Consider the following 21,095-nt stretch of genomic DNA (forward strand, 5'->3'; position numbering starts at 1 on the left):
CCTGAAGCGCCCGGCGTCGTCATTCATTGCGCGATCGGAAGACCGGTCGCCGAAGCGATCTGCTTGGCGGCGTCGTCGAGGGCTGCCTTCGCATCGGGATAACCGCCGGCGAAGAACTTCGTCTGCGTTGCCTTGAAGATGGCTTCGGCATCGCTCTGGAAGGCGGTGCCGCGGCTCGGCACGATCTTCGGCAGCGTCGCCAGAATATCGGCCCAGACCTTCTGGCCACCCCAATAAGGCTGCGGTTCGTTGACGAAGGGATCCTTCTCGGCCGAAAGCAGCGACGGGACCAGACCGAATTCCTTCAGCATGGTGATCTGGCCCTCATTGGTGCCGAGGGCATAGTTGACGAATTTCCAGGCGGCTTCCTTGTTTGCGGAGGTTGCCGAAATGGCGAGCGACGAACCGCCGAGATTGGCCGCATGCGGGCCGTCAGCCGTCAGGCTCGGCATCCTGTAGACGCCCCACTTGCCCTTGAGATCGGGAGAGGTCGAGCGCACGGTGCCCTCATACCAGCCGCCGTACAGCTGGCTTGCGGCCTTGCCGGCCGTATTCGCCTGGATCTTTTCGTCCCAGTTGGCCGCCGTCAGCGTGCCGGCGTCCTTCATTTCCTTCACCTTCTGCAGCGAGGCGACGCAGGCCGGCTGGTTGATGGTGATATTCTGGCCATCGGTCGAGTAATAGCCGCAGCCCTGTTCGTTGGCGATCATGCGGAACCATTCGCTGTCGCCGTTGAAGTCGGCCTGGGCCATGACGACGCCGGGATTGGCGGCGGAAATCTTCTTGCCGGCGGCGATGAAATCGTCCCACGTGCTGATCGTGCTCGGATCGACGCCGGCCTTTTCGTAGAGGTCGCGGCGGTAAAAGACGGCGACAGGGCCGGAATCCCATGGCATGGCGTAAGCGACGTCGCCGACTTCGAGCTCGGTGCGCTTGAAGTCAGGGAATTTTGCCTGGATCTCGGGCGTGTAGCCGAGCTCCTTCAGATTGGCGAAGCAATCCGGAAAACGGCTCCAGAAGATTTCAGCCTCGAAGTTTTCGATGCTGACGATGTCGGGCAAGCCGTCGCCGCCGGCAGCGCAGGCAGCCAGCGTCTTGTCGAACACCTGGCTGTTTCCAAGGTCCTCGACGGTGATCTTGATATCGGGAAACTGTTTGTTGAAGCCCGGAAGCGTGGACTTCAATGCCGATGCGGCGACATTCCAGCTCCAGATGGTGAGATTGGCCGACTGCGCGAATGCGGAGCCGGTAGCGAGCAGTGCGATCGCTGCGGTCGCAGCGAGAAGTTTGAAGCGCATTGAAAATCCTCCCTTTTCAATTGCCGATCTTTCACGAACGCGGTTAGACTATCTGCAAGGGAGCGGGTGTCTCCTAAAAAGGGAACATGGATTTGGCGGAAAGTAAGGTCAGTACGCGTGCAATCTATCAGCCCGGCGCAAGCAGCATCGAGGGTTCGCCGACAGCGCTGCAGATGTTTCACGCCCATCCGCCTGTCATGGCCATGCCGCACTGGCATGCGCAGGTCGAGGTCAATTATGTGATTCGCGGCAGCGTGCACTACCGCATGAGCGACCACGAATTCCGGCTGAACGCCGGCGAAATGTGCCTCTTCTGGGGTGGCCAACCACATCAGATGGATGAATCCTCGGACGATTCGCTCTATGCCGGGGCCCATCTGCCGCTCGTCTATTTTTTCCGGCTGCGCCTGCCGATCAGCATTTCCAGCCGGTTGATGAAGGGCGAGACGCTGCTGACTTCGGCAACGGATGCCGCCGATATCGACAACTTCGCCCGCTGGTTCCGCTATGCCAACTCCGGTGATTCCGCCAAGGCCCAGCACGCTGTGGACGAATTGCTGCTGCGCATCGAGCGCATCGCGCTCGAACCCTATTCGATGACGTCGCAGGCATCGGTCAATCTCGACGGCGATCACCCGCATTTGCATTCCTCGCGCAGCGTCGCGCGCATGTGCGATTTTATCGCCGTCAATTTTCTGCAGGACATCGATTCGGTCGACATTGCCCGCGCCGCCGATCTGCATCCGAAATATGCGATGAATCTGTTCAAGCGATCCACCGGCATGACGCTCAGCAAATATGTGACGCTGCTGCGGCTGTCGCGCGCCCAGGCGATGCTGATGAGCGAGGGCGCCAACGTGCTGCAGGTGGCGATGGACAGCGGCTTCGGCTCGATCAGCGCCTTCAACAAATCCTTCCGCCACATCGCCGGCATGTCGCCGTCGGACTTCCGCCGCGACATAAGGCTGGTGACGACGATCCCCGCCGGCGCCTTCCGGAACTAGTTCCGCAGCATTCTGCCAGTTCCGCTGCCGACTGCCGTTGTCTCTGAGCAAGGAATAATCAGGCCCAACTCGACGGCAGAATGCGCACATTTTCTGTGCAAGTGCATGCGCTATTCGGGTTCAGGGGAAAGTGCGGTGTTGCCAGCCCAATGAAATCAACAATTTATAAATTGGCACGGCCTTTGCTTCGATATCTGCAGAGTTGGTGGCTAGGGTTCCGGCGTCGCAAGGCGTGGCTGGTCCGAGAGCTGCCACCGGCGTGGGAGACATCCCGCCGGGTGCACGGCGGGACAAAAACCCGGGAGACCTCGTAAGCCAAGGGATTGGCGGCACGATGGTCATTGCCGATCCCTTTTGAAGAAAAGCAAAAGGGGAATTTCAATGCAGACTTTTTCGAAGATCCTATCGATTACCGCACTGACGGCGTCCCTGGCGCTCGGGCTCGGCTCCAGCGCCAAAGCTGAACAGAAGACCGATTTCAAGGTCGCCTGGTCGATCTATGTCGGCTGGATGCCCTGGGGCTACGCCGCCGATCACGGCATCGTCAAGAAATGGGCCGACAAATACGGCATCAAGATCGAGGTCACCCAGTTCAACGACTACGTCGAATCGATGAACCAGTATACGGCAGGCGCCTTCGATGCCGTGACGTTGACCAATATGGACGGCCTGTCGATCCCGGCTGCCGGCGGCGTCGATACGACAGCGGTCATCGTCGGCGATTTCTCGAACGGCAATGATGCCGTCATCCTCAAGGACAAGGCGAGCCTTGCCGATATCAAGGGACAGAACGTCAATCTCGTCGAATTTTCCGTCTCGCACTATCTGCTGGCCCGCGCGCTCGAAAGCATCAAGCTGACCGAGCGCGACGTCAAGGTGGTCAACACCTCCGATGCCGATATGGTTGCCGCCTACAAGACGGCTGACGTGACCGCGGTTGTCACCTGGAACCCGCTGGTCTCGACCATTCTCGAGGATCCCACAGCCAAGAAAGTCTTCGACAGCTCTGAGGTGCCGGGCGAAATTATTGACCTGATGGTCGCCAACACAGGCGTGCTGAAGGACAATCCGAATTTCGGCAAGGCGCTGGCCGGCATCTGGTATGAAACCGCGGCACTGCTGACTGCCGACAGCGCCGACGGCAAAGCTGCGCGCGAGGCGATGGGCCAAGCATCGGGCACCGATCTCAAGGGTTTCGAATCCCAGCTTGCAGCCACCAAGCTGTTTTCCAAGCCGGCCGATGCCGTCGCTTTCACGGCGTCGGGCAGCCTGCCGAAGACGATGGATCTCGTCCGCAACTTCCTGTTCGAAAAGGGCCTGCTCGGCAATGGTGCGCCGTCCGCCGACGTCATCGGCATCGAAATGCCCGACGGCAAGGTTCTGGGCGACACAGACAACGTCAAGCTGCGCTTCACCGAGACCTACATGAAGGACGCCGCCGACGGTTCGCTCTGAGCGATGTTTAAGCAGCGGCGCGGCTTGCCCGCGCCGCCATCCTTCATCAGCGGAGCTTCTCTCATGCGCTGGATCAATACGAGGCCGAGCCGGGGCGCGCAGCTTGCCCTGACGCTGCTGCCCTTCGTGCTGCTGATCGTTGCTTACACCTTCGGCTCGACGGCACGGCTGGCGGAAAATGCCAATGACAAGCTGCTGCCCGGTCTTGCCGGTTTTGCCGATGCGATCGACCGCCTGGCCTTCATTGCCGATCCGCGCACCGGCGAATATCTGCTCTGGTCCGATACGGGCGCAAGCCTGATACGGCTGCTTGCCGGCCTCGGCATCTCCACGATCACCGCGCTCATCATCGGCATGCTGATCGGCATGCTGCCTTATCTCAGGGCACTGCTTTCCCCCTTCGTCGCCGTCATCTCGATGGTGCCGCCGCTGGCGCTGCTGCCGATCCTCTTCATCGCCATGGGGCTCGGCGAAGCCTCCAAGATCGCGCTCATCGTTATCGGTGTTGCGCCGACGATGATCCGCGATCTTGCGCTGAAGGCGCTGGAGCTGCCGCGCGAACAGATCGTCAAGGCTGAAACGCTCGGCGGCTCCTCCTGGCAGATCGGCCTTCGCGTCGTGCTGCCGCAGATCCTGCCGCGGCTGATCACCTGCCTCAGGCTTCAGCTCGGCCCGGCCTGGCTGTTCCTGATCGCGGCCGAGGCGATCTCGTCGGATTCCGGCCTCGGCTACCGCATCTTTCTCGTCCGCCGTTATCTCTCGATGGACATCATCTTTCCCTATGTCGTCTGGATCACGCTGCTCGCCGTGGTCATGAACTACATCCTCGATCGCATCCGCATCGCTGTCTTCCCCTGGTCTGAACTGGAGAAGCAGGCATGAGCGAATTGGTGATCGAAAAGGTCTGGAAGGAATATGGCGACCAGATCGTGCTCGAGGACGTGTCGCTGACCGTCGCCTCCCGCGCTTTCGTCGCCCTTGTCGGCCCGTCCGGCTGCGGCAAGTCGACCTTCCTGCGCATGCTGCTCGGCCAGGAGCGGCCGACGCGAGGCATGATCAGGCTCGACGGCGAAACGCTGCCGCAGGAGCCGGGGCCGGACCGCGGCGTCGTCTTCCAGCGCTATTCCGTCTTCCCGCATCTGACCGTGCTCGGCAATGTGCTGCTCGGCCGGGAATTTTCCGCTTCCCGCTACAAGGCCAAGCTTTTCGGCGCCGCCCGCCGCAACGCTATTGACGAGGCGCGGCGGCTGATTGCCGAAGTCGGCCTTTCCGGTGCCGAGGACAAATATCCGGCGCAACTGTCAGGCGGCATGCAGCAGCGCCTGGCGCTGGCCCAGGCCCTGATCATGAAGCCGAAGGTGCTGTTGCTCGACGAGCCCTTCGGCGCACTCGACCCCGGCATCCGCGCCGAGATCCACACTCTGATGAAGCGCCTCTGGCACGAAACGCAGATGACCGTCGTCATGGTGACGCACGACATGCGGGAGGCCTTCACGCTGGCGACGCGCGTCGTCGCCTTCGAGCGCAAGCGCGACCGCCCGGAGGAAAAGGAGCGCTACGGCGCGACGATCACCAAGGACATTTCCATCTGGCCGCCGAGGCTCGCCGGCGCGCCGTCCGTCTTCAGCCCCGACCGGGACGGCCCGGTCATTTCTCTGGGCCTTCGCCGGGACGACCCGGCTTCCAGTCCGTCAGGAGAAAAACCATGATGCATGTCAGACGTTCGCCCGAGGAGATCGCTGCCAACCGGCAGCGTTACGAGGAACATCAGAAGAAGGGGCTGGAATTTGCGCCGAAGGCCTTGCCGGCGCCGAGCCCCCTGCCCGCCCCCGCAATCGATGCGGCTGCAATCATCCATCAGGAGACCATCCCCGGCGGCTGGTACTGGTCGACCGCGCTGAAGCGCGGCGAGGCGCTCCGCATCGATCAGGGCGAAGGCGGATCGACCGTGGCGCTCATCGCCTGGAACGCCGCCGACACCAGCGAGCGGCTGAATCTCGTCGATACGGTCAAGGTGCAGTGGACGACGGCGCTCGGCAAGGGCCGGGTCATCTTCTCGGATATGGGCAGGGTGATGTTTTCGCTGATCGAGGACAGTTCCGGCGCCCATGACTGCCTGATGGGCGGCTCGACGGCAGCGTCGAACGCGGCCAAATATCCCGGCGGCAAGACGCGCAACACCCGTGACAATCTCGTGCTCGTCGCCGGCAAGCTCGGTCTCGCCAGGCGCGACATCCCGGGGATTCTCAATCTCTTCGCTCCCATCCGCGTCGACGACGACGGCGGTTTCCATTGGCGTGGCAAGCTCTCCAACAGCGGCGATTATGCCGAGCTGCGCGCCGAGATGGACATGATCGTCGGCCTCTCGAATTGCCCGCATCCGCTCGATCCCGATCCGGTCTATGCGCCGAAGCCGGTGATCGTCACGCGCTTTCGCGCGCCCGCGCCCGCAGCCGACGATCTCTCGCGCACGGCGACCGCCGAAGCCCTTCGCGGTTTCGAGAACAACGCCGCGATGCTAGCCTGAGGAGGGATTGTGATGACCGATTTCATCAAGACTTCAGCTTCGCGCAGCCTCGAAAATGCCGTGCAGGATCATTTCATTGCGGCCGAAGCGCCGTGGTCCGGTATCGTGCGCAAGGGCCAGACGATCCGCATCGAGGACAGCTACGGCCAGCAGGCGATCGATACGCTGTTTTATCGCGCCGATGATTTTGCCGAGCGTTATTCCAATCAGGATACGATGCGGGCGCAAGCTGGCGCCTATATCGGCACCGGCACGAAGATCATCTCGAACGAAGGCAACGTCATGCTGGTCATGACGGCCGACAGCTGCGGCCGGCACGATACATCCGCCGGCGCTTGCTCGTGCGAGAGCAATACCGTGCGCTTCGGCCATGGCACTAAATATTTGCATGCCTGCCGCGACAATTTCGTGCTGGAGGTGACCAAGCACGGCATGAGCAAGCGTGACATCGTGCCGAACATCAATTTCTTCATGAACGTGCCGATCAAGCCGAACGGCGAGATGACCATCGTCGACGGTATCTCCGCACCAGGCGACTATGTCGAACTGGTGGCGGAAATGGACGTGCTCTGCGTCATCTCCAATTGCCCGCAGATCAACAATCCCTGCAACAGCTTCGATCCGACGCCGATCCGGGTGCTGATCTGGGACGGCGAGGACTGAGCGATGTTCACCAAGGTCCTTATCGCCAATCGCGGCGAAATCGCTGTCCGGGTCATCCGTACATTGAAGAAGATGGGCATCGCCTCGGTCGCCGTCTATTCCGATGCCGATCGGTTTTCGAAGCCGGCGCTGACCGCCGACGAGGCCGTGCGCCTCGGCCCGGCGCCTGCCGCCGAGAGCTATCTCGACGTCGATGCCGTCATCGCCGCCTGCAAGGCGACGGGGGCTGAGGCCGTGCATCCGGGCTATGGCTTCCTCTCGGAAAATATCGGTTTTGCCGAGCGGCTCGCCGCCGAAGGTATCGCCTTCATCGGCCCGCGCCCGGAGCATCTGTCGGCCTTCGGCCTGAAGCACACGGCGCGCGAACTGGCGAAAGCGAGCGGCGTGCCGCTGCTGCCCGGCACTGACCTCTTGCAGAGCGTCGAGGAGGCACTTTCGGCGGCCGAGACCGTTGGTTATCCCGTCATGCTCAAGAGCACAGCCGGCGGCGGCGGCATCGGCATGCAGCTCTGCGCCGATGCGGCAGGCCTCACGGCCTCGTTCGAAAGCGTGCAGCGAACCGCCCGCGCCAGCTTCGGCGACGCGCGCGTCTATATCGAGCGTTTCGTTGCCGAAGCGCGTCATGTCGAGGTGCAGATTTTTGGCGACGGCAAAGGCAGAGTGATCGCGCTCGGCGAACGCGACTGCTCGCTGCAGCGGCGAAACCAGAAGGTCGTCGAGGAGACGCCTGCGCCTGGCCTTTCCGCGGAGACAAGGGCGCGGCTGCACAAGGCAGCGGTCGATCTGGGACGCTCGGTCTCCTATGAATCGGCCGGCACCGTCGAATTCATCTACGATCCCCAGCGCGAGGAATTCTATTTCCTCGAGGTCAATACCCGGCTTCAAGTCGAACATCCCGTTACGGAAGCCGTCTTCGGTATCGATCTCGTCGAATGGATGATCCGGCAGGCGGCAGGCGAAGACGTGCTCTCGGGCGCTGAAGCCCTGACGCCGAAAGGTGCGGCGATCGAAATGCGCATCTATGCCGAGATGCCGCATGCCGACTTCCGCCCGAGTGCCGGCCTGCTGACCGAGGTCGTATTCCCGGACAACGCCCGCGTCGACGGCTGGATCGAGACCGGAACCGAGGTGACGCCCTTCTATGACCCGATGCTCGCCAAGCTGATCGTGGCGGCGGAAGACCGGCCAGCGGCGATCGAGAAGCTGAAGCCAGCGCTTGCGGCGACATCGATATCGGGCATCGAGACCAATCTCGATTATCTCAGAACCATCGCCGCTTCCGAACTGCTTGCCGGCGCCAAGGTGGCGACGACGGCGCTGCGCGACTTCGCCTTCGTTCCCGATGTCGTCGAGATTCTCACGCCCGGCGCGCAGTCGAGCATCCAGGAACTGCCAGGCCGGCTCGGCCTCTGGCATGTCGGCGTGCCGCCGAGCGGGCCGATGGACGAGCGCTCCTTCCGCCATGCCAACCGCCTCGTCGGCAATGCCGATGTGACGGCTGCGCTGGAGCTGACGGTTTCCGGCCCGACGCTGCGGTTTTATGCCGATCAGACGATCGCCCTTGCCGGTGCCTGCATGACGATGACATGCGACGGCACAAGGTTGCCGCACGACACGCCGGTGTTGATCCGCTCCGGTCAGGTTTTGTCGATCGGAACGATCGAAGGGGCGGGGCAGCGCGCCTATCTCGCCGTCGCCGGCGGTTTTGCCGCGCCCGTCGTGCTGGGCTCGCGGGCGACCTTCGGCCTCGGCCAGTTCGGCGGCAACGCCACCGGCACGCTGAAGACAGGGCATGTGCTGCATTTTGCCCGCCAGACACCGGCCGAACCGATAAGGCCCGCGACGGACCCCGCCGCCTTGACGCGCGAATGGGAAGTCGGCGTCGTCTATGGCCCGCATGGCGCGCCCGACTTCTTCGAGGATGGCGATATCGAGACGCTGTTTTCGACAGCTTATGAGGTGCATTTCAACAGCGCCCGCACCGGCGTTCGCCTCATCGGTCCCGCCCCGCAATGGGCGCGTAGGGATGGCGGCGAAGCGGGGCTGCACCCCTCCAACCTGCACGACAATGCCTATGCGATCGGAGCGATCGATTTCACCGGCGACATGCCGATCATTCTCGGTCCGGATGGTCCGAGCCTTGGCGGCTTCGTCTGCCCGGCGGTGATTGCCCGCGACGAGCAGTGGAAGATGGGCCAGTTCAAGCCCGGCGACCGCATCCGTTTCCATGCCGTGGCACGGCCGGAAGACCCGATCGCCGGGCCGGCGGTGCGGCGGGTCGCGGAGGAGACGGGTTCGCCGATCGTCGGCATCAGCGAGGACGGTCCGGTCTCGGTCGTCTATCGCCGCCAGGGCGACGACAATCTGCTCGTCGAATATGGGCCGATGACGCTCGATATCGCGCTGCGGCTGCGGGTGCATCTGCTGATGCAGGCAGTCGTCGACGCCCGCCTTCCCGGCATCGTCGACCTCACTCCCGGCATCCGCACGCTGCAGATCCACTATGACGGCACGCAGCTGACGCGCCGGCGCTTGCTGGGGCTGCTCTCCGAGATCGAGGCGACGCTCCCGGCAGCCCAGGAGGTTACGGTGCCGAGCCGCATCGTGCATCTGCCGCTCTCCTGGAACGATCCGGATGCGGAGCTTGCCATGCGCAAATATCAGGAGCTCGTGCGTCCGAATGCACCCTGGTGCCCCGATAACATCGAGTTCATCCGTCGCATCAACGGTCTTCCCGACGAACAGGCCGTCCGCGATATCGTCTTTGATGCAAGCTACCTCGTGCTGGGTCTCGGCGACGTCTATCTCGGTGCACCGGTTGCGACCCCGACGGATCCACGCCATCGCCTGGTGACGACGAAATACAATCCCGCCCGTACCTGGACGCCGGAGAACGCCGTCGGCATCGGCGGCGCCTATATGTGCATCTACGGCATGGAGGGACCGGGCGGCTATCAGCTCTTCGGTCGCACCATCCAGGTCTGGAACACCTGGCGGGAGACACCGGCCTTTGCCAGGGGAAAACCCTGGCTGCTCAACTTCTTCGACCAGATCCGTTTCTTCCCCGTCAGCAATCAGGAGCTGACGGAGGCGCGCGCCGCCTTCCCGCATGGCGGCTATCCCATCCGGATCGAGGAGACGGAATTCTCCTATGCCGCCTATGAGAAGGAGTTGCAGGCGAACGCGGCATCGATCGGCCGTTTCAAGACGATGCAGCAGGCCGCCTTCGAGGCCGAGCGCCAGCGCTGGAAGGAAGCCGGACTCGACAGCTTCGTCACCGACGAAGGCACGGGCGACAGTCCGGACGGGGATATTCCCGACGGCTGCTTCGGGGTTGCCAGCGCCGTGCCCGGCAATATCTGGAAATTGCTGGTCGAGCCGGGCGCCCCGGTTGCGGCCGGGGATACACTCGCCATCATCGAATCGATGAAAATGGAAATCAATGTCACCGCCTATGCGGCAGGCCGCGTCCGCGACCTGCGCGTCGGGCCGGGGAGAAACGTCAAAGCGGGCGATATCATTGTTGTTCTGGAGGAGTGCTGACCCATGCTGCCGACCATTCTTGATCTGACCAGCCTTAGCGAAGCCTATGAGGCAGGCAAAAGCCCGCTCGACATCATCGAGATCGTCATTGCCCGTCGGGCCGCCTCGACGGATCCCGCTATCTTCATCACGCCGACACCTGACGACATATTGCGGGCCGAAGTGCGCGCCTTGATGATGCGCGCACCGGAACCGAATAGCTTGCCGCTTTGGGGCATTCCCTTCGCCGTCAAGGACAATATCGACGTGGCGGGCCTGCCGACGACGGCTGCCTGCCCTGCCTTTTCCTACCACCCAGAGAAGGACGCAACTGTCGTTGCGAGACTGCGGGCTGCAGGCGCAATCGTCATCGGAAAGACCAATCTCGACCAGTTTGCGACCGGTCTCAACGGTACACGCTCACCCTACGGAGCACCGCGCTCGGTCTTCGACAAGAACTATGTGTCGGGCGGCTCGAGCTCCGGCTCGGCGATTGCTGTCGCCTCGGGCTTGGCCAGCTTCGCGCTCGGCACGGACACGGCCGGCTCTGGTCGCGTGCCGGCGGCTTTCAACAATCTCGTCGGCATCAAACCGACACCCGGACTGGTGCCCAATGTCGGGGTTGTGCCTGCCTGCCGCAGCGTCGACGTCGTCACCGTCTTTGCCCCAACGGTCGGCGACGGCGTCGCAATCCGCAAGGTGATGGAGGGCTTCGATGCCGCCGATCCGTTTTCGCGCAAGGCGGTTCCCGCCAGCTTGCCCGCCTCCGGTCTGCGCATCGGTGTGCTCGACGGAGCGGAGCGGGAATTCTTCGGCGACAAGGAGGTGGAGGCGCTCTACGACCAGGCGATCGAGCGGGCCAGAGGGCTCGGCGCGACCATCGTGCCGTTCGATTACGCGCCATTCCGCGAGGCCGCCGCCCTTCTCTATGACGGGCCGTGGGTCGCCGAGCGTCTGGCGGCGGTCGAGACCTTCCTTGCCACGAACTCAGCTGATTTCGACCCGACGGTGCGGGTGATCATCGAAGGCGCCAAGGGCAAGACCGCGGTCGAGGCGTTCAACGGCCGCTACCGGCTGGAGGAACTGCGCCGCAAGACCGAGGCCGAATGGGAAAAGGCCGACGTGCTTCTGCTGCCGACCTCGCCGACCACTTATACAGTCGAAGAAATGATGGCGGATCCGATTGTGAAAAACGGCCATTTCGGCCGGTACACCAACTTCGTCAATCTGCTCGATTGCGCGGCGATCGCCGTCCCGGCTGGCTTCGACGCCGACGGTCATCTCCCGGCCGGTATCACTCTAATCGGCTCCGCCTTTGCCGATGACGCCCTTGCTCCCTTCGCCGACGCCATGCATCGCACCTTGAATGCAGGAATGGGCAAGGACCGTCTGGCGGCAATACCCGAAGCAAGCCGCGTGCCGCAGGCCGATGACGGCTTGGTGCCGATCGTCGTCGTTGGGGCGCATCTTACTGGCATGCCTCTCAACCACGAACTGACCCGACCGGGCGGCAGGCGCATCAAATCCTGCCGTACTGCACCGGATTACCGCCTTTTCGTTCTGCCCGATACAGTCCCGCCGAAGCCAGGCCTGATCCGAGAGCCCGGCTTTGACGGCAAAGGCCTCGAAGTTGAGGTTTGGAAAGTCCCCGCGGAAGCTTTCGGGCGCTTTGTCCAGAACATCCCGGCGCCGCTCGGGATAGGCAAGGTAACGCTCGATGACGGTTCCCAAATTTCAGGTTTTCTCTGCGAGGCTCATGCAATCGAAGGCGCGCGTGAAATCACTGAATTGGGAGGCTGGCGCGCCTACGTCACGGATCAAAGAATCCCGAAATGAAATGAGTATGAAGTATCATCTCAAAAAGATCCTCCTGGCGATACTTGCGGGCCTTGAAGCACGAAGCGACGCCCGCCGGTTCGGTCGCGCAAGAAGGTGATTGACCATCGGTCAAACCCTTCGCCGCAGGATCACGTGACGAGGCCGTACCGGGGCGGCGCGCGCTTTTTCGTCCGGAATTGCGTAAAAACAAAGGGATAGAGCGGTTCTAGCTTCCGTTAAAAGCTGAACCGCTCTAGCGGCGCCTGATTTTTGGCGCCGTGTCCTCGTTACTCTCCGGCCGCTGCAAATACCGCGCTGGCATCGCTGACAATTTCCACATGAGAATATGCCGCCTGCCCCGCAGCCGCGGCATCCGCACGCATGATCGCGGTCACGATCCGGCCGTGCTCCTCATAAGATTTTGCCAGACGCCCGGGCAGACGGAACTGCGCCCGCCGAAAAGGCGCGAGCCGCGCCCGCGTCTGCGTCACCATCTCGAAGACATGATCATTATGCGCGCCGCGATAAAGTCGGGTATGGAATTCGGTGTTGTGAGCCGAATATTCCTCTTCCGCGCCGGCACGCACGAGCCTTACTGATGCCAGATGCGCCAACTCCAGCGCGCGCCGCTCATCGACCGTCATGCGCTCAGCCGCGAGCCGGGCGCAGATTGCTTCAAGCTCCGCCATCGCCTCGAACATCGAATGCAGATAGGCCTCGGTGACGTTGGTAACGAGGGCACTGCGGTTTGGCTCGCGCGCAATCAATCCCATGGCGCCCAGCTCACGCAGAGCCTCGCGTACCGGCGTGCGCGAAACGTCGAAACGAACCGCGAGCGATACCTCGTCCAGCTTCGCACCCGGCAGGATTTCACCCGTGACGATCATGTCGGCAATCGCTCGCACCATCTGTTCGACGGTGGTTCCGGTACGGATCACTTCTCTGCGCCTAGTCTGCTTCACGATATGAATCTGCTCACGTCAACATTCTGCATACAGATGCGGGTCGAGACTCGTTAAGTCAAATCTAGTGGCGAAGATATTGTTAAATTTTCGCTTTCTGATGCACAAGCACCTCAGGCAAGCCGCCTTTATGCAAGCCGCGCAGTAACAATGAACAAGAAATATCTATTGATTACTTTTTGCGCAAGGATTCGATCAATCTGCATGCACTTTGCAACAAGCAAATCTTGCCGTGATGGATAAACTATAAAAAACAATAGATTAGTTTATGGCACATGCATTGCATGCACTTTTCTGTACCGTTCGCAACCGGCCCAGCGCCGCAAGGAGCATTCCGATGACCAAACTCCTTTCCATGAACCGCCGCAATTTCCTCCAGGCTTCCGCTGCCGGTGCGCTCGCCGGCGCCATGCCCGGCCTGATCGGCTCCTCTGCAGCAGCCCAATCCGCGCTGACCGTCGGCTTCATCTATGTCGGCCCCAAGGACGACTACGGCTACAACCAGGCGCATGCTGAAGGTGCGGCCGTCATCAAGGCGATGCCTGGTGTGACACTGGTCGAAGAAGAGAACGTGCCGGAGACCGTCGACGTCCAGAAGACGATGGAATCCATGATCAACCTGGATGGCGCGACCCTGCTCTTTCCGACCTCGTTCGGCTACTTCGACCCACACATGCTGGCCGTGGCCGCTAAACATCCCGACATCCAGTTCCGCCATTGCGGCGGCCTCTGGCAGGAAGGCAAGAACCCGGCCAATACGGGCTCCTACTTCGGCTATATCTTCCAGGGCCAGTATCTGAACGGCATCGCCGCCGGCCATGCGACGAAGAGCAAGAAGATCGGCTTCGTCGCCGCCAAGCCGATCCCGCAGGTTCTGCAGAATATCAATGCCTTCCTGCTCGGCGCACGCACGGTCGATCCTGGTATCACCTGCCAGGTGATCTTCACCGGCGAATGGTCGCTCGCCGTCAAGGAGGCCGAGGCCACCAATGCGCTGGTCGACCAGGGCGCCGACGTCATCACCTGCCACGTCGACAGCCCCAAAGTGGTCGTCGAAACGGCTGCTGGCCGCGGCGCCTTCGTCTGCGGCTATCACGCCAACCAGAGCCCGCTTGCTCCCGAAAAGTACCTCACCGGCGCCGAATGGGCCTGGGGTAACGTCTACAGCGACTTCGTCAAGAAGGCGCAGGCCGGCGAAAAGCTCGGCAACTTCGTGCGTGGCGGCCTGAAGGACGGCTTCGTGAAGATGAGCGCGCTCGGCCCCGCCGTGTCCGCGGAGGGCCGCAAGGCCTTCGAAACCACGCAGGCAGAGATGATGAAGGGCGGCTTCTCGGTCTTCAAGGGTCCGTTGAAGGACAATAAGGGCGACACGGTCGTTGCTGCCGACAAGAGCTACGCCGAAGACGCGATCGAGCTTGAGAGCATGAATTATCTGGTCGAGGGCGTGGTCGGGTCCACAGCGTAAACCACGAAGGGAGAAGCGCCATGACCATTGAGGCCAATGATCCCGCAATAGCCATCGTGGAAAAACCAGCTTCGCTGCGCCCCGTCCTCGAATGGATCGCGCGGCGAGCCGAGCCTGTTGTCATCGGCCTTGCGGCCATCCTGATCGGTCTTGCGCTCTTCTCCCTCTTCATCCTGGCGGTCGGCAAGTCGCCGGCCACCCTCTTCCTACTGATGTATACCGGCGGCTTCGGCAGCTGGTTCTCGGTGCAGAACAGCTTAAGTCGTGCCGCACCCCTTCTCCTGACGGCACTCTGCGTCGCCCTGCCCGCCCGTCTCGGCCTCGTCATCATCGGCGGGGAAGGAGCGGTCGTGCTGGGCGGCGTTGCCGCCGCAGCCATGGCTCTGCCGCTCGCCGGCACCGCGCCTGTTTTCCTCACCCTCATTCTGATGGCAATCGCTGCCATGGTGGTCGGCGGCATCTGGATCGGCCTTGCCGGCTTCCTGCGCCATTATCGCGGCGTCAATGAAACCATTTCGTCGCTGCTGCTCTCCTATATCGCCATCGCCCTGATGAACCAGTTCGTCGAAGGGCTGCTACGCGATCCGGCAAGCCTCAACAAGCCGTCGACCAGGCCGCTGCCGGCGGAATATATGCTCGGCAATATTCCAGGCATGGACGTGCATTGGGGCCTCGTCATCGGTATCCTCGCCTGCATGCTCTCCTGGATCGTGATCGAGGCGACGAGCTATGGTTTTGCCGCCCGCATCGCCGGCGGCAACGTGCGCGCCGCCCAGATCCAGGGGCTGCCGGTCGGCAAGCTGATTGCGGGATTTACGGCGCTTGCCGGCAGCTTTGCCGGTCTGGCGGGCATGATCGAAGTGGCGGCGGTGCAGGGAAGTGCCAACGCCTCGCTTGCCGCCGGCTACGGTTATACCGGTATCCTCGTCGCCTTCCTCGCCAGGCACAATCCGCTGGCGATCATTCCGGTGGCGATCCTGCTCGGCGGCATCGACGCCTCGGGCGGCCTCATCCAGCGGCGTATGGGCCTGCCGGATGCGACGGTTCTGGTGCTGCAGGGGACGCTCTTCATCGTCATTCTCTTCTGCGAGACCTTCTACGGCCGCTTCAAGATCTTCAATCCCGACCTCTGGAAAGGGAGCCTCTGATGGAAGAGACAGGCATCGGCATCTGGGGCGTGCCGCTGGCGATCTTCGCCGGCGCCATCCGCGTTTCCACCCCCTTCATCTTCGTCAGCCTCGGCGAGACGATCACCGAACGCTCCGGCCGCATCAATCTCGGCCTCGAAGGCACGCTGGTCTTCGGCGCCATGACGGCCTATGCGGTGGCCGTCATGACCGGCTCGCCGACCCTCGGCGTGCTCGCCGCAATGGTGGCGGGCGCGATCTTCGGCCTCATCCACGGCTGGATCTGCAAATTCCCCAAGGTCAACGACATCGCCATCGGCATCGCCATGATGCAGTTCGGTCTCGGCATGGCGTTCTTCCTCGGCAAATCCTTCATCCAACCGGTAGCGCCGAAACTGCCCTCGATCCCGCTCGGCGGCTGGTCGAGCACTCCGCAGGTCCAGGCGGCGCTCAATATCAACGTGCTGTTCTTCATCGGCGCGGCTCTTGCCCTCTTCCTGTTCTGGGCCTTCAAGAACACCCGCATCGGCCTGATCCTGCGCGTCGTCGGCGACAGCACCGACGCGGCCCGGGCCATGGGCATCCACCCGGACCGGGTTCGGTTGCTGGCAACGGCAGTGGGCGGTTCGCTGGCGGCAATCGGCGGCGCCTATCTCTCGCTCTACTATCCGGGCTCGTGGAACGAAGGCATCTCTTCGGGTCAGGGCCTGATGGCGGTGGCTCTCGTCATTTTCGCTCGCTGGAATCCGATCGGCTGCTTTCTCGCTGCCCTGCTTTTCGGCGGCGCCGGCGCGCTCGGCCCGGCGCTGCAATCGGTCGGCGTCACACAAGGCTACTACCTTTTTTACGCCGCGCCGTACGTGCTCACCCTCATCATCCTGATCGCCACCTCCTCGCCCACCCGCTCGCTCGCCGGTGCGCCGGGTGCGCTGTCGCTCACGAAATAACGGAGCCTTCCGATGAACGGACTTGGCGGTCTCAACAAATCCGAACACGGCGTCGGTATCGGCCTGGTGCAGCTCCAGCTGCCGGTGACCGTCACCAAAGAGGACCTGGCAAAGCAGACGCAGATGATTGTCGATCTGGTGGCCAAAGCGCGGCGCAATCAGCCGGGCATGGACCTCGTCGTCTTTCCCGAATACGCGCTGCATGGCCTTTCCATGGACATCAATCCGGAGATCATGTGCACGCTCGACGGGCCGGAGGTCGCAGCCTTCAAGCAGGCCTGCAGGGACAACCGGATCTGGGGCTGCTTCTCGATCATGGAGCTCAATCCCGGCGGCATGCCCTACAATTCCGGCATCGTCATCGACGATCAGGGCGAGTTGAAGCTCTATTACCGCAAGATGCATCCCTGGATCCCCGTCGAGCCCTGGGAGCCCGGCGACCTTGGCATCCCTGTCATCGAGGGCCCGCGGGGCGCCAAGCTCGCGCTGATCATCTGCCATGACGGCATGTTCCCGGAGATGACGCGCGAATGCGCCTACAAGGGCGCCGAAATCATGATCCGCACCGCCGGCTACACGGCGCCGATCCGCGATGCCTGGCGTTTTACCAACCAGGCCAACGCCTTCTGCAACCTGATGGTCACGGCCAACGTTTGCATGTGCGGCTCGGACGGCACCTTCGATTCCATGGGTGAAGGCATGATCTGCAATTTCGACGGCACGATCATCGCCCACGGCACCTCCGGCCGCGTCAACGAGATCATCACCGCCGCGGTGCGTCCTGATCTCGTGCGCGAGGCCCGGCTCGGCTGGGGTGTAGAGAACAATATCTACCAGTTCGGTCATCGCGGCTATGTCGCCGTTGCCGGCGGCGCCCAGGATGCGCCCTACACCTACATGCACGACCTTGTCGCCGGCAAATACCGCCTGCCGTGGGAAGACGAGATAAAGGTCAAGGATGGCACGTCCTGCGGATTTGACAAGCCGATGCGCCGTTACGGCGAACCCCTCAAACCTGCCGCGGAATAGGAGAGAGAATGATGGACGCGATGGTCGAAACCAAAGGGCATTTTATCGACGCCGATCCGTATCCGTGGCCCTATAACGGCGCTCTGAGGCCTGATAACACCGCCCTCATCATCATCGACATGCAGACCGACTTCTGCGGCAAGGGCGGCTATGTCGACCATATGGGCTACGACCTGTCGCTGGTGCAGGCGCCGATCGAGCCCATCAAACGTGTTCTGGCCGCCATGCGGGCCAAGGGTTACCACATCATCCACACCCGCGAGGGCCACCGCCCCGATCTCGCCGATCTGCCGGCCAACAAACGCTGGCGCTCGCAGCGGATCGGCGCCGGCATCGGCGATGCCGGCCCCTGCGGCCGCATCCTGACGCGTGGCGAAGCCGGCTGGGACATCATCCCCGAACTCTATCCGATCGAAGGCGAGACGATCATCGACAAGCCCGGCAAGGGTTCGTTCTGCGCCACCGATCTCGAACTCATCCTCAACCAGAAGCGCATCGAAAACATTATCCTCACGGGGATCACCACCGATGTCTGCGTCTCGACGACGATGCGCGAGGCGAACGACCGCGGCTACGAATGCCTGCTGCTGGAGGATTGCTGTGGTGCGACCGACTACGGAAACCACCTCGCCGCCATCAAGATGGTGAAGATGCAGGGCGGCGTCTTCGGCTCCGTCTCCAATTCCGAAACGTTTGTGAGCCAGCTGCCATGAGCACCGTTCGCGACACGCCCCTCCCCCAGGCCGGCAAGGCGGTCGGCATCGATACGCTCGGCATGACCATGCGCTTCGGCTCGTTCACAGCGCTCGACGACGTCTCGATCGCCGTTCCGGCCGGCTCTTTTCACGCGCTTCTCGGCGAAAACGGCGCCGGCAAGTCGACACTCGTCAAATGCATCATGGGTTTCTATCACGCAACGTCAGGCTCGCTGTCGGTCGACGGCCGCGAGGTGGCGGTCGCCTCGCCCAAGGATGCCGCGGCCTATGGACTCGGCATGGTCTACCAGCATTTCACACTGGTTCCCTCGCTCACCGGCGCGGAAAACCTGGTCATCAGCCGTACCGAAGTGCCCGCGGTGATCAACTGGGCCAGGGAACGCAAGGATCTGGCGGGCTTCATGGAACGCATGCCGTTCAAGATCCCGCTCGACAGGCCGGTGAGCGAGCTTGCGGCCGGCGAAAAACAGAAGCTCGAAATCGTCAAGCAGCTCTATCTCGGCCGCTCCTTCCTCGTGCTCGACGAGCCGACCTCCGTGCTGACGCCCGCCGAAGCCGATGAGATGCTCGACATCGTCCGCGGCATGACCGAGCGCGGCGAACTCACGGTGCTGATGATCTCCCACAAGTTCCACGAGGTGACGAAGTTCGCTGATGCCGTCTCGATCCTGCGGCGCGGCAAGCTGGTCGGCACCGGCAAGGTCGGCGAGCTCTCCACCACCGAGATGGCGGGGATGATGATTGGCGACGTCAAGCTCGCCGAGCTCGACAGCCGTCTGCCGGTGGCGGAAGCGGCCAAATCCGTGCTCACTGTAACCCAGGTGAAAGCTCCGGATCGCTCCGGCCTGAAGACGATCGAGATCGACGCGCTGACGGTCCGCTCCGGCGAGATCGTCGGCATCGCCGGCATATCCGGCAACGGCCAGAAGGAGCTGACGGAAATCCTGGCCGGCCAGCGCCCGACCGATAGCGGCGAGGTCATGGTCAATGGCGAGGCTTACGGCGCCACTCGTGAAGAGACCCGCAAGAACAGGGTGCGTTTCATCCCCGAAGAACCGTTGCAGAATGCCTGCGCGCCCAAGATGACCGTGAGCGAGAACCTTGCGTTCCGCACCTTCGACTTGAAGCTGGACGGCAAGGACGCGATCTGGCTGAACAAGGGCAGCATGAAGAAGCGGGCGTCGGCACTGATCTCCGACTTCAAGGTCAAGACGGCCTCTTCCGCCTCGCCGATCGCAGCACTTTCGGGCGGCAACGTGCAGCGGGCGGTGCTCGCCCGCGAACTGACGGGCGAGGTGGATCTGCTGATCGTCTCGAACCCCTGTTTCGGCCTCGATTTCTCGGCCGTTGCCGAAATCCGCGCCCGCATCATGAAGGCACGCAATCTGGGTGCCGCCGTGCTGCTGCTTTCCGAAGACCTCGATGAACTGCTCGAGATGTCCGACCGCATCATGGTCATTTCGGAAGGCAAGCTGGTTTACGAGACACCGGCGCGCTCGGCCGATATCGGCGTGATCGGCGCCCACATGGCGGGGCATCATTGATGGCGAAGATCAAGGCCGAACCCTTCGCCTTTCCGGTGAAGCATGATGAACTCGCCCTCATCGTCATCGACATGCAGCGCGATTTCGCCGAGCCGGGCGGTTTCGGCGCCAGCCTCGGCAACGACGTCAGCCGTATCACCAGGATCGTGCCTGACGTCAAACGCCTCATCCAGGGCTTCCGCAATGCCGGCCTGCCTGTGATCCATACGATGGAGTGCCACCGCCCGGATCTCTCCGACCTGCCGCCGGCCAAACGCGACCGCGGCAATCCTGCGCTCAGGATCGGCGACCAAGGCCCAATGGGCCGCATCCTGATCTCGGGCGAACCCGGCACGGCAATTCTTCCGGAACTTGCTCCGGTGAAGGGCGAAGTCGTCATCGAAAAACCTGGCAAGGGCGCCTTCTACGCGACCGACCTCGGCACCGTGTTGCAGCAGAAGGGCATTAAGCAGCTCGTCTTTGCCGGTGTCACCACCGAAGTCTGCGTACAGACGACGATGCGCGAAGCGAACGACCGCGGCTATGAATGCCTGCTCGCCGAGGAGGCGACGGAAAGTTATTTCCCCGAATTCAAAGCCGCCGCCATCGCCATGATCCGCGCCCAGGGCGCGATCGTCGGCTGGACCGCCCATGTCGACGACATTCTGGAAAGCATCGCTCATGCCTGAAACGACCCGCGAACGCCTGACGTCAGGCGGCTGGAAGGAGCTGGAATTCGGCCCTTTCCGCGATGCTGTCACCATTCACTGGATCCGCCCTTTCGAGGCCGATCAGCCGGGCGTGGCGCTGTTGAAATATGAGCCCGGCGCCTCTGTTCCCCGCCATCGCCACGAGGGGCTCGAGACCATCCTGGTGCTCGATGGCGTTCAATCCGACGAGACGGGCGATTACATCAGCGGCAGTTATATCGTCAATGCGCCGGGCAGCGAACACTCGGTCTGGAGCGATACCGGCTGTATCGTGCTTATCCAGTGGGACCGACCCGTGAAAATGCTCGAAGAGGAAATTGCCTGAACCC

18 protein-coding genes and 1 riboswitch are annotated in these 21,095 nt (G+C 62.5%); of the genes, 16 read left to right on the forward strand and 2 right to left on the reverse strand.

Annotated elements, in window-relative coordinates; genetic code table 11:
• Nucleotides 1–23: 23 nt before the first annotated feature.
• Nucleotides 24–1,298 (reverse strand): extracellular solute-binding protein, encoded by a 1,275-nt coding sequence (locus CO667_RS11160; RefSeq protein WP_097618434.1) that lies wholly within the window; start codon nt 1,296–1,298, stop codon nt 24–26.
• 86 nt (nt 1,299–1,384) lie between these two features.
• On the opposite strand from CO667_RS11160, the gene CO667_RS11165 reads away from it, so the two are divergent.
• The 8 genes from CO667_RS11165 (at nt 1,385) to atzF (ending at nt 12,305) form a co-directional block, all read left to right on the forward strand.
• Nucleotides 1,385–2,302: a helix-turn-helix domain-containing protein gene (locus tag CO667_RS11165; RefSeq protein ID WP_097618435.1), complete on the forward strand. Its 918-nt coding sequence runs from the start codon at nt 1,385–1,387 to the stop codon at nt 2,300–2,302.
• A gap of 198 nt (nt 2,303–2,500) precedes the next feature.
• A riboswitch (guanidine-I (ykkC/yxkD leader) is annotated at nt 2,501–2,609 on the forward strand.
• Between the two features lie 74 nt (nt 2,610–2,683).
• Entirely contained in the window at nt 2,684–3,757 is a 1,074-nt protein-coding gene (locus CO667_RS11170; RefSeq protein ID WP_097618436.1) for a putative urea ABC transporter substrate-binding protein, read from the forward strand.
• Between the two features lie 63 nt (nt 3,758–3,820).
• Entirely contained in the window at nt 3,821–4,639 is an 819-nt protein-coding gene (locus tag CO667_RS11175) for an ABC transporter permease subunit (RefSeq protein WP_097618437.1), read from the forward strand.
• Nucleotides 4,636–5,466, forward strand: coding sequence for an ABC transporter ATP-binding protein (locus CO667_RS11180; protein WP_097618438.1), 831 nt, complete (start codon nt 4,636–4,638; stop codon nt 5,464–5,466). The genes CO667_RS11175 and CO667_RS11180 overlap by 4 nt, the downstream gene beginning before the upstream one ends.
• A complete protein-coding gene (locus tag CO667_RS11185; protein ID WP_097618439.1) occupies nt 5,463–6,284 on the forward strand; it encodes an urea amidolyase associated protein UAAP1 in 822 nt (273 codons plus the stop codon). The genes CO667_RS11180 and CO667_RS11185 overlap by 4 nt, the downstream gene beginning before the upstream one ends.
• Before the next feature lie 12 nt (nt 6,285–6,296).
• A complete protein-coding gene (locus CO667_RS11190) occupies nt 6,297–6,947 on the forward strand; it encodes an urea amidolyase associated protein UAAP2 (protein WP_097618440.1) in 651 nt (216 codons plus the stop codon).
• Between the two features lie 3 nt (nt 6,948–6,950).
• A complete protein-coding gene (uca, locus tag CO667_RS11195; RefSeq protein ID WP_097618441.1) occupies nt 6,951–10,490 on the forward strand; it encodes an urea carboxylase in 3,540 nt (1,179 codons plus the stop codon).
• A 3-nt stretch (nt 10,491–10,493) separates the two neighbouring features.
• Nucleotides 10,494–12,305 (forward strand): allophanate hydrolase, encoded by a 1,812-nt coding sequence (gene atzF / locus CO667_RS11200; protein ID WP_097618442.1) that lies wholly within the window; start codon nt 10,494–10,496, stop codon nt 12,303–12,305.
• Nucleotides 12,306–12,574: 269 nt separating this feature from the next.
• On the opposite strand, the gene CO667_RS11205 is transcribed toward atzF, so the two are convergent.
• Nucleotides 12,575–13,249 carry a GntR family transcriptional regulator gene (locus CO667_RS11205; protein WP_097618443.1) on the reverse strand — a complete coding sequence of 225 codons (675 nt, stop codon included), beginning with the start codon at nt 13,247–13,249 and terminating at the stop codon, nt 12,575–12,577.
• Nucleotides 13,250–13,586: 337 nt separating this feature from the next.
• Between CO667_RS11205 and CO667_RS11215 the strand changes: the two genes are divergently transcribed.
• Genes CO667_RS11215 through CO667_RS11250 form a run of 8 tightly spaced genes read left to right on the forward strand, consistent with a single transcriptional unit; the run spans nt 13,587 to nt 21,091 of the window.
• The gene (locus CO667_RS11215; protein ID WP_097618444.1) at nt 13,587–14,714 is read left to right on the forward strand and encodes a BMP family ABC transporter substrate-binding protein; all 1,128 of its coding nucleotides are present in this window, start codon (nt 13,587–13,589) and stop codon (nt 14,712–14,714) included.
• A gap of 20 nt (nt 14,715–14,734) precedes the next feature.
• Nucleotides 14,735–15,862, forward strand: coding sequence for an ABC transporter permease (locus CO667_RS11220; protein ID WP_097618445.1), 1,128 nt, complete (start codon nt 14,735–14,737; stop codon nt 15,860–15,862).
• Nucleotides 15,862–16,788, forward strand: a complete 927-nt coding sequence (locus CO667_RS11225; protein ID WP_097618446.1) for an ABC transporter permease — start codon at nt 15,862–15,864, stop codon at nt 16,786–16,788. The genes CO667_RS11220 and CO667_RS11225 overlap by 1 nt, the downstream gene beginning before the upstream one ends.
• 12 nt (nt 16,789–16,800) lie before the next feature.
• Nucleotides 16,801–17,817, forward strand: coding sequence for a formamidase (locus CO667_RS11230; RefSeq protein WP_097618447.1), 1,017 nt, complete (start codon nt 16,801–16,803; stop codon nt 17,815–17,817).
• A gap of 11 nt (nt 17,818–17,828) precedes the next feature.
• Nucleotides 17,829–18,530: an isochorismatase family cysteine hydrolase gene (locus tag CO667_RS11235; RefSeq protein ID WP_097618448.1), complete on the forward strand. Its 702-nt coding sequence runs from the start codon at nt 17,829–17,831 to the stop codon at nt 18,528–18,530.
• A complete protein-coding gene (locus CO667_RS11240) occupies nt 18,527–20,077 on the forward strand; it encodes an ABC transporter ATP-binding protein (RefSeq protein WP_097618449.1) in 1,551 nt (516 codons plus the stop codon). Before CO667_RS11235 ends, CO667_RS11240 begins: the two co-directional genes overlap by 4 nt.
• Nucleotides 20,077–20,745: a cysteine hydrolase gene (locus tag CO667_RS11245; protein WP_097618450.1), complete on the forward strand. Its 669-nt coding sequence runs from the start codon at nt 20,077–20,079 to the stop codon at nt 20,743–20,745. The genes CO667_RS11240 and CO667_RS11245 overlap by 1 nt, the downstream gene beginning before the upstream one ends.
• Complete coding sequence (locus CO667_RS11250) at nt 20,738–21,091, forward strand: cupin domain-containing protein (RefSeq protein ID WP_097618451.1); 354 nt, start codon at nt 20,738–20,740, stop codon at nt 21,089–21,091. The genes CO667_RS11245 and CO667_RS11250 overlap by 8 nt, the downstream gene beginning before the upstream one ends.
• The last annotated feature ends 4 nt before the right edge of the window (nt 21,092–21,095 follow it).

The organism is Rhizobium sp. L43, from assembly GCF_002531725.1.
Lineage (GTDB): Bacteria > Pseudomonadota > Alphaproteobacteria > Rhizobiales > Rhizobiaceae > Rhizobium.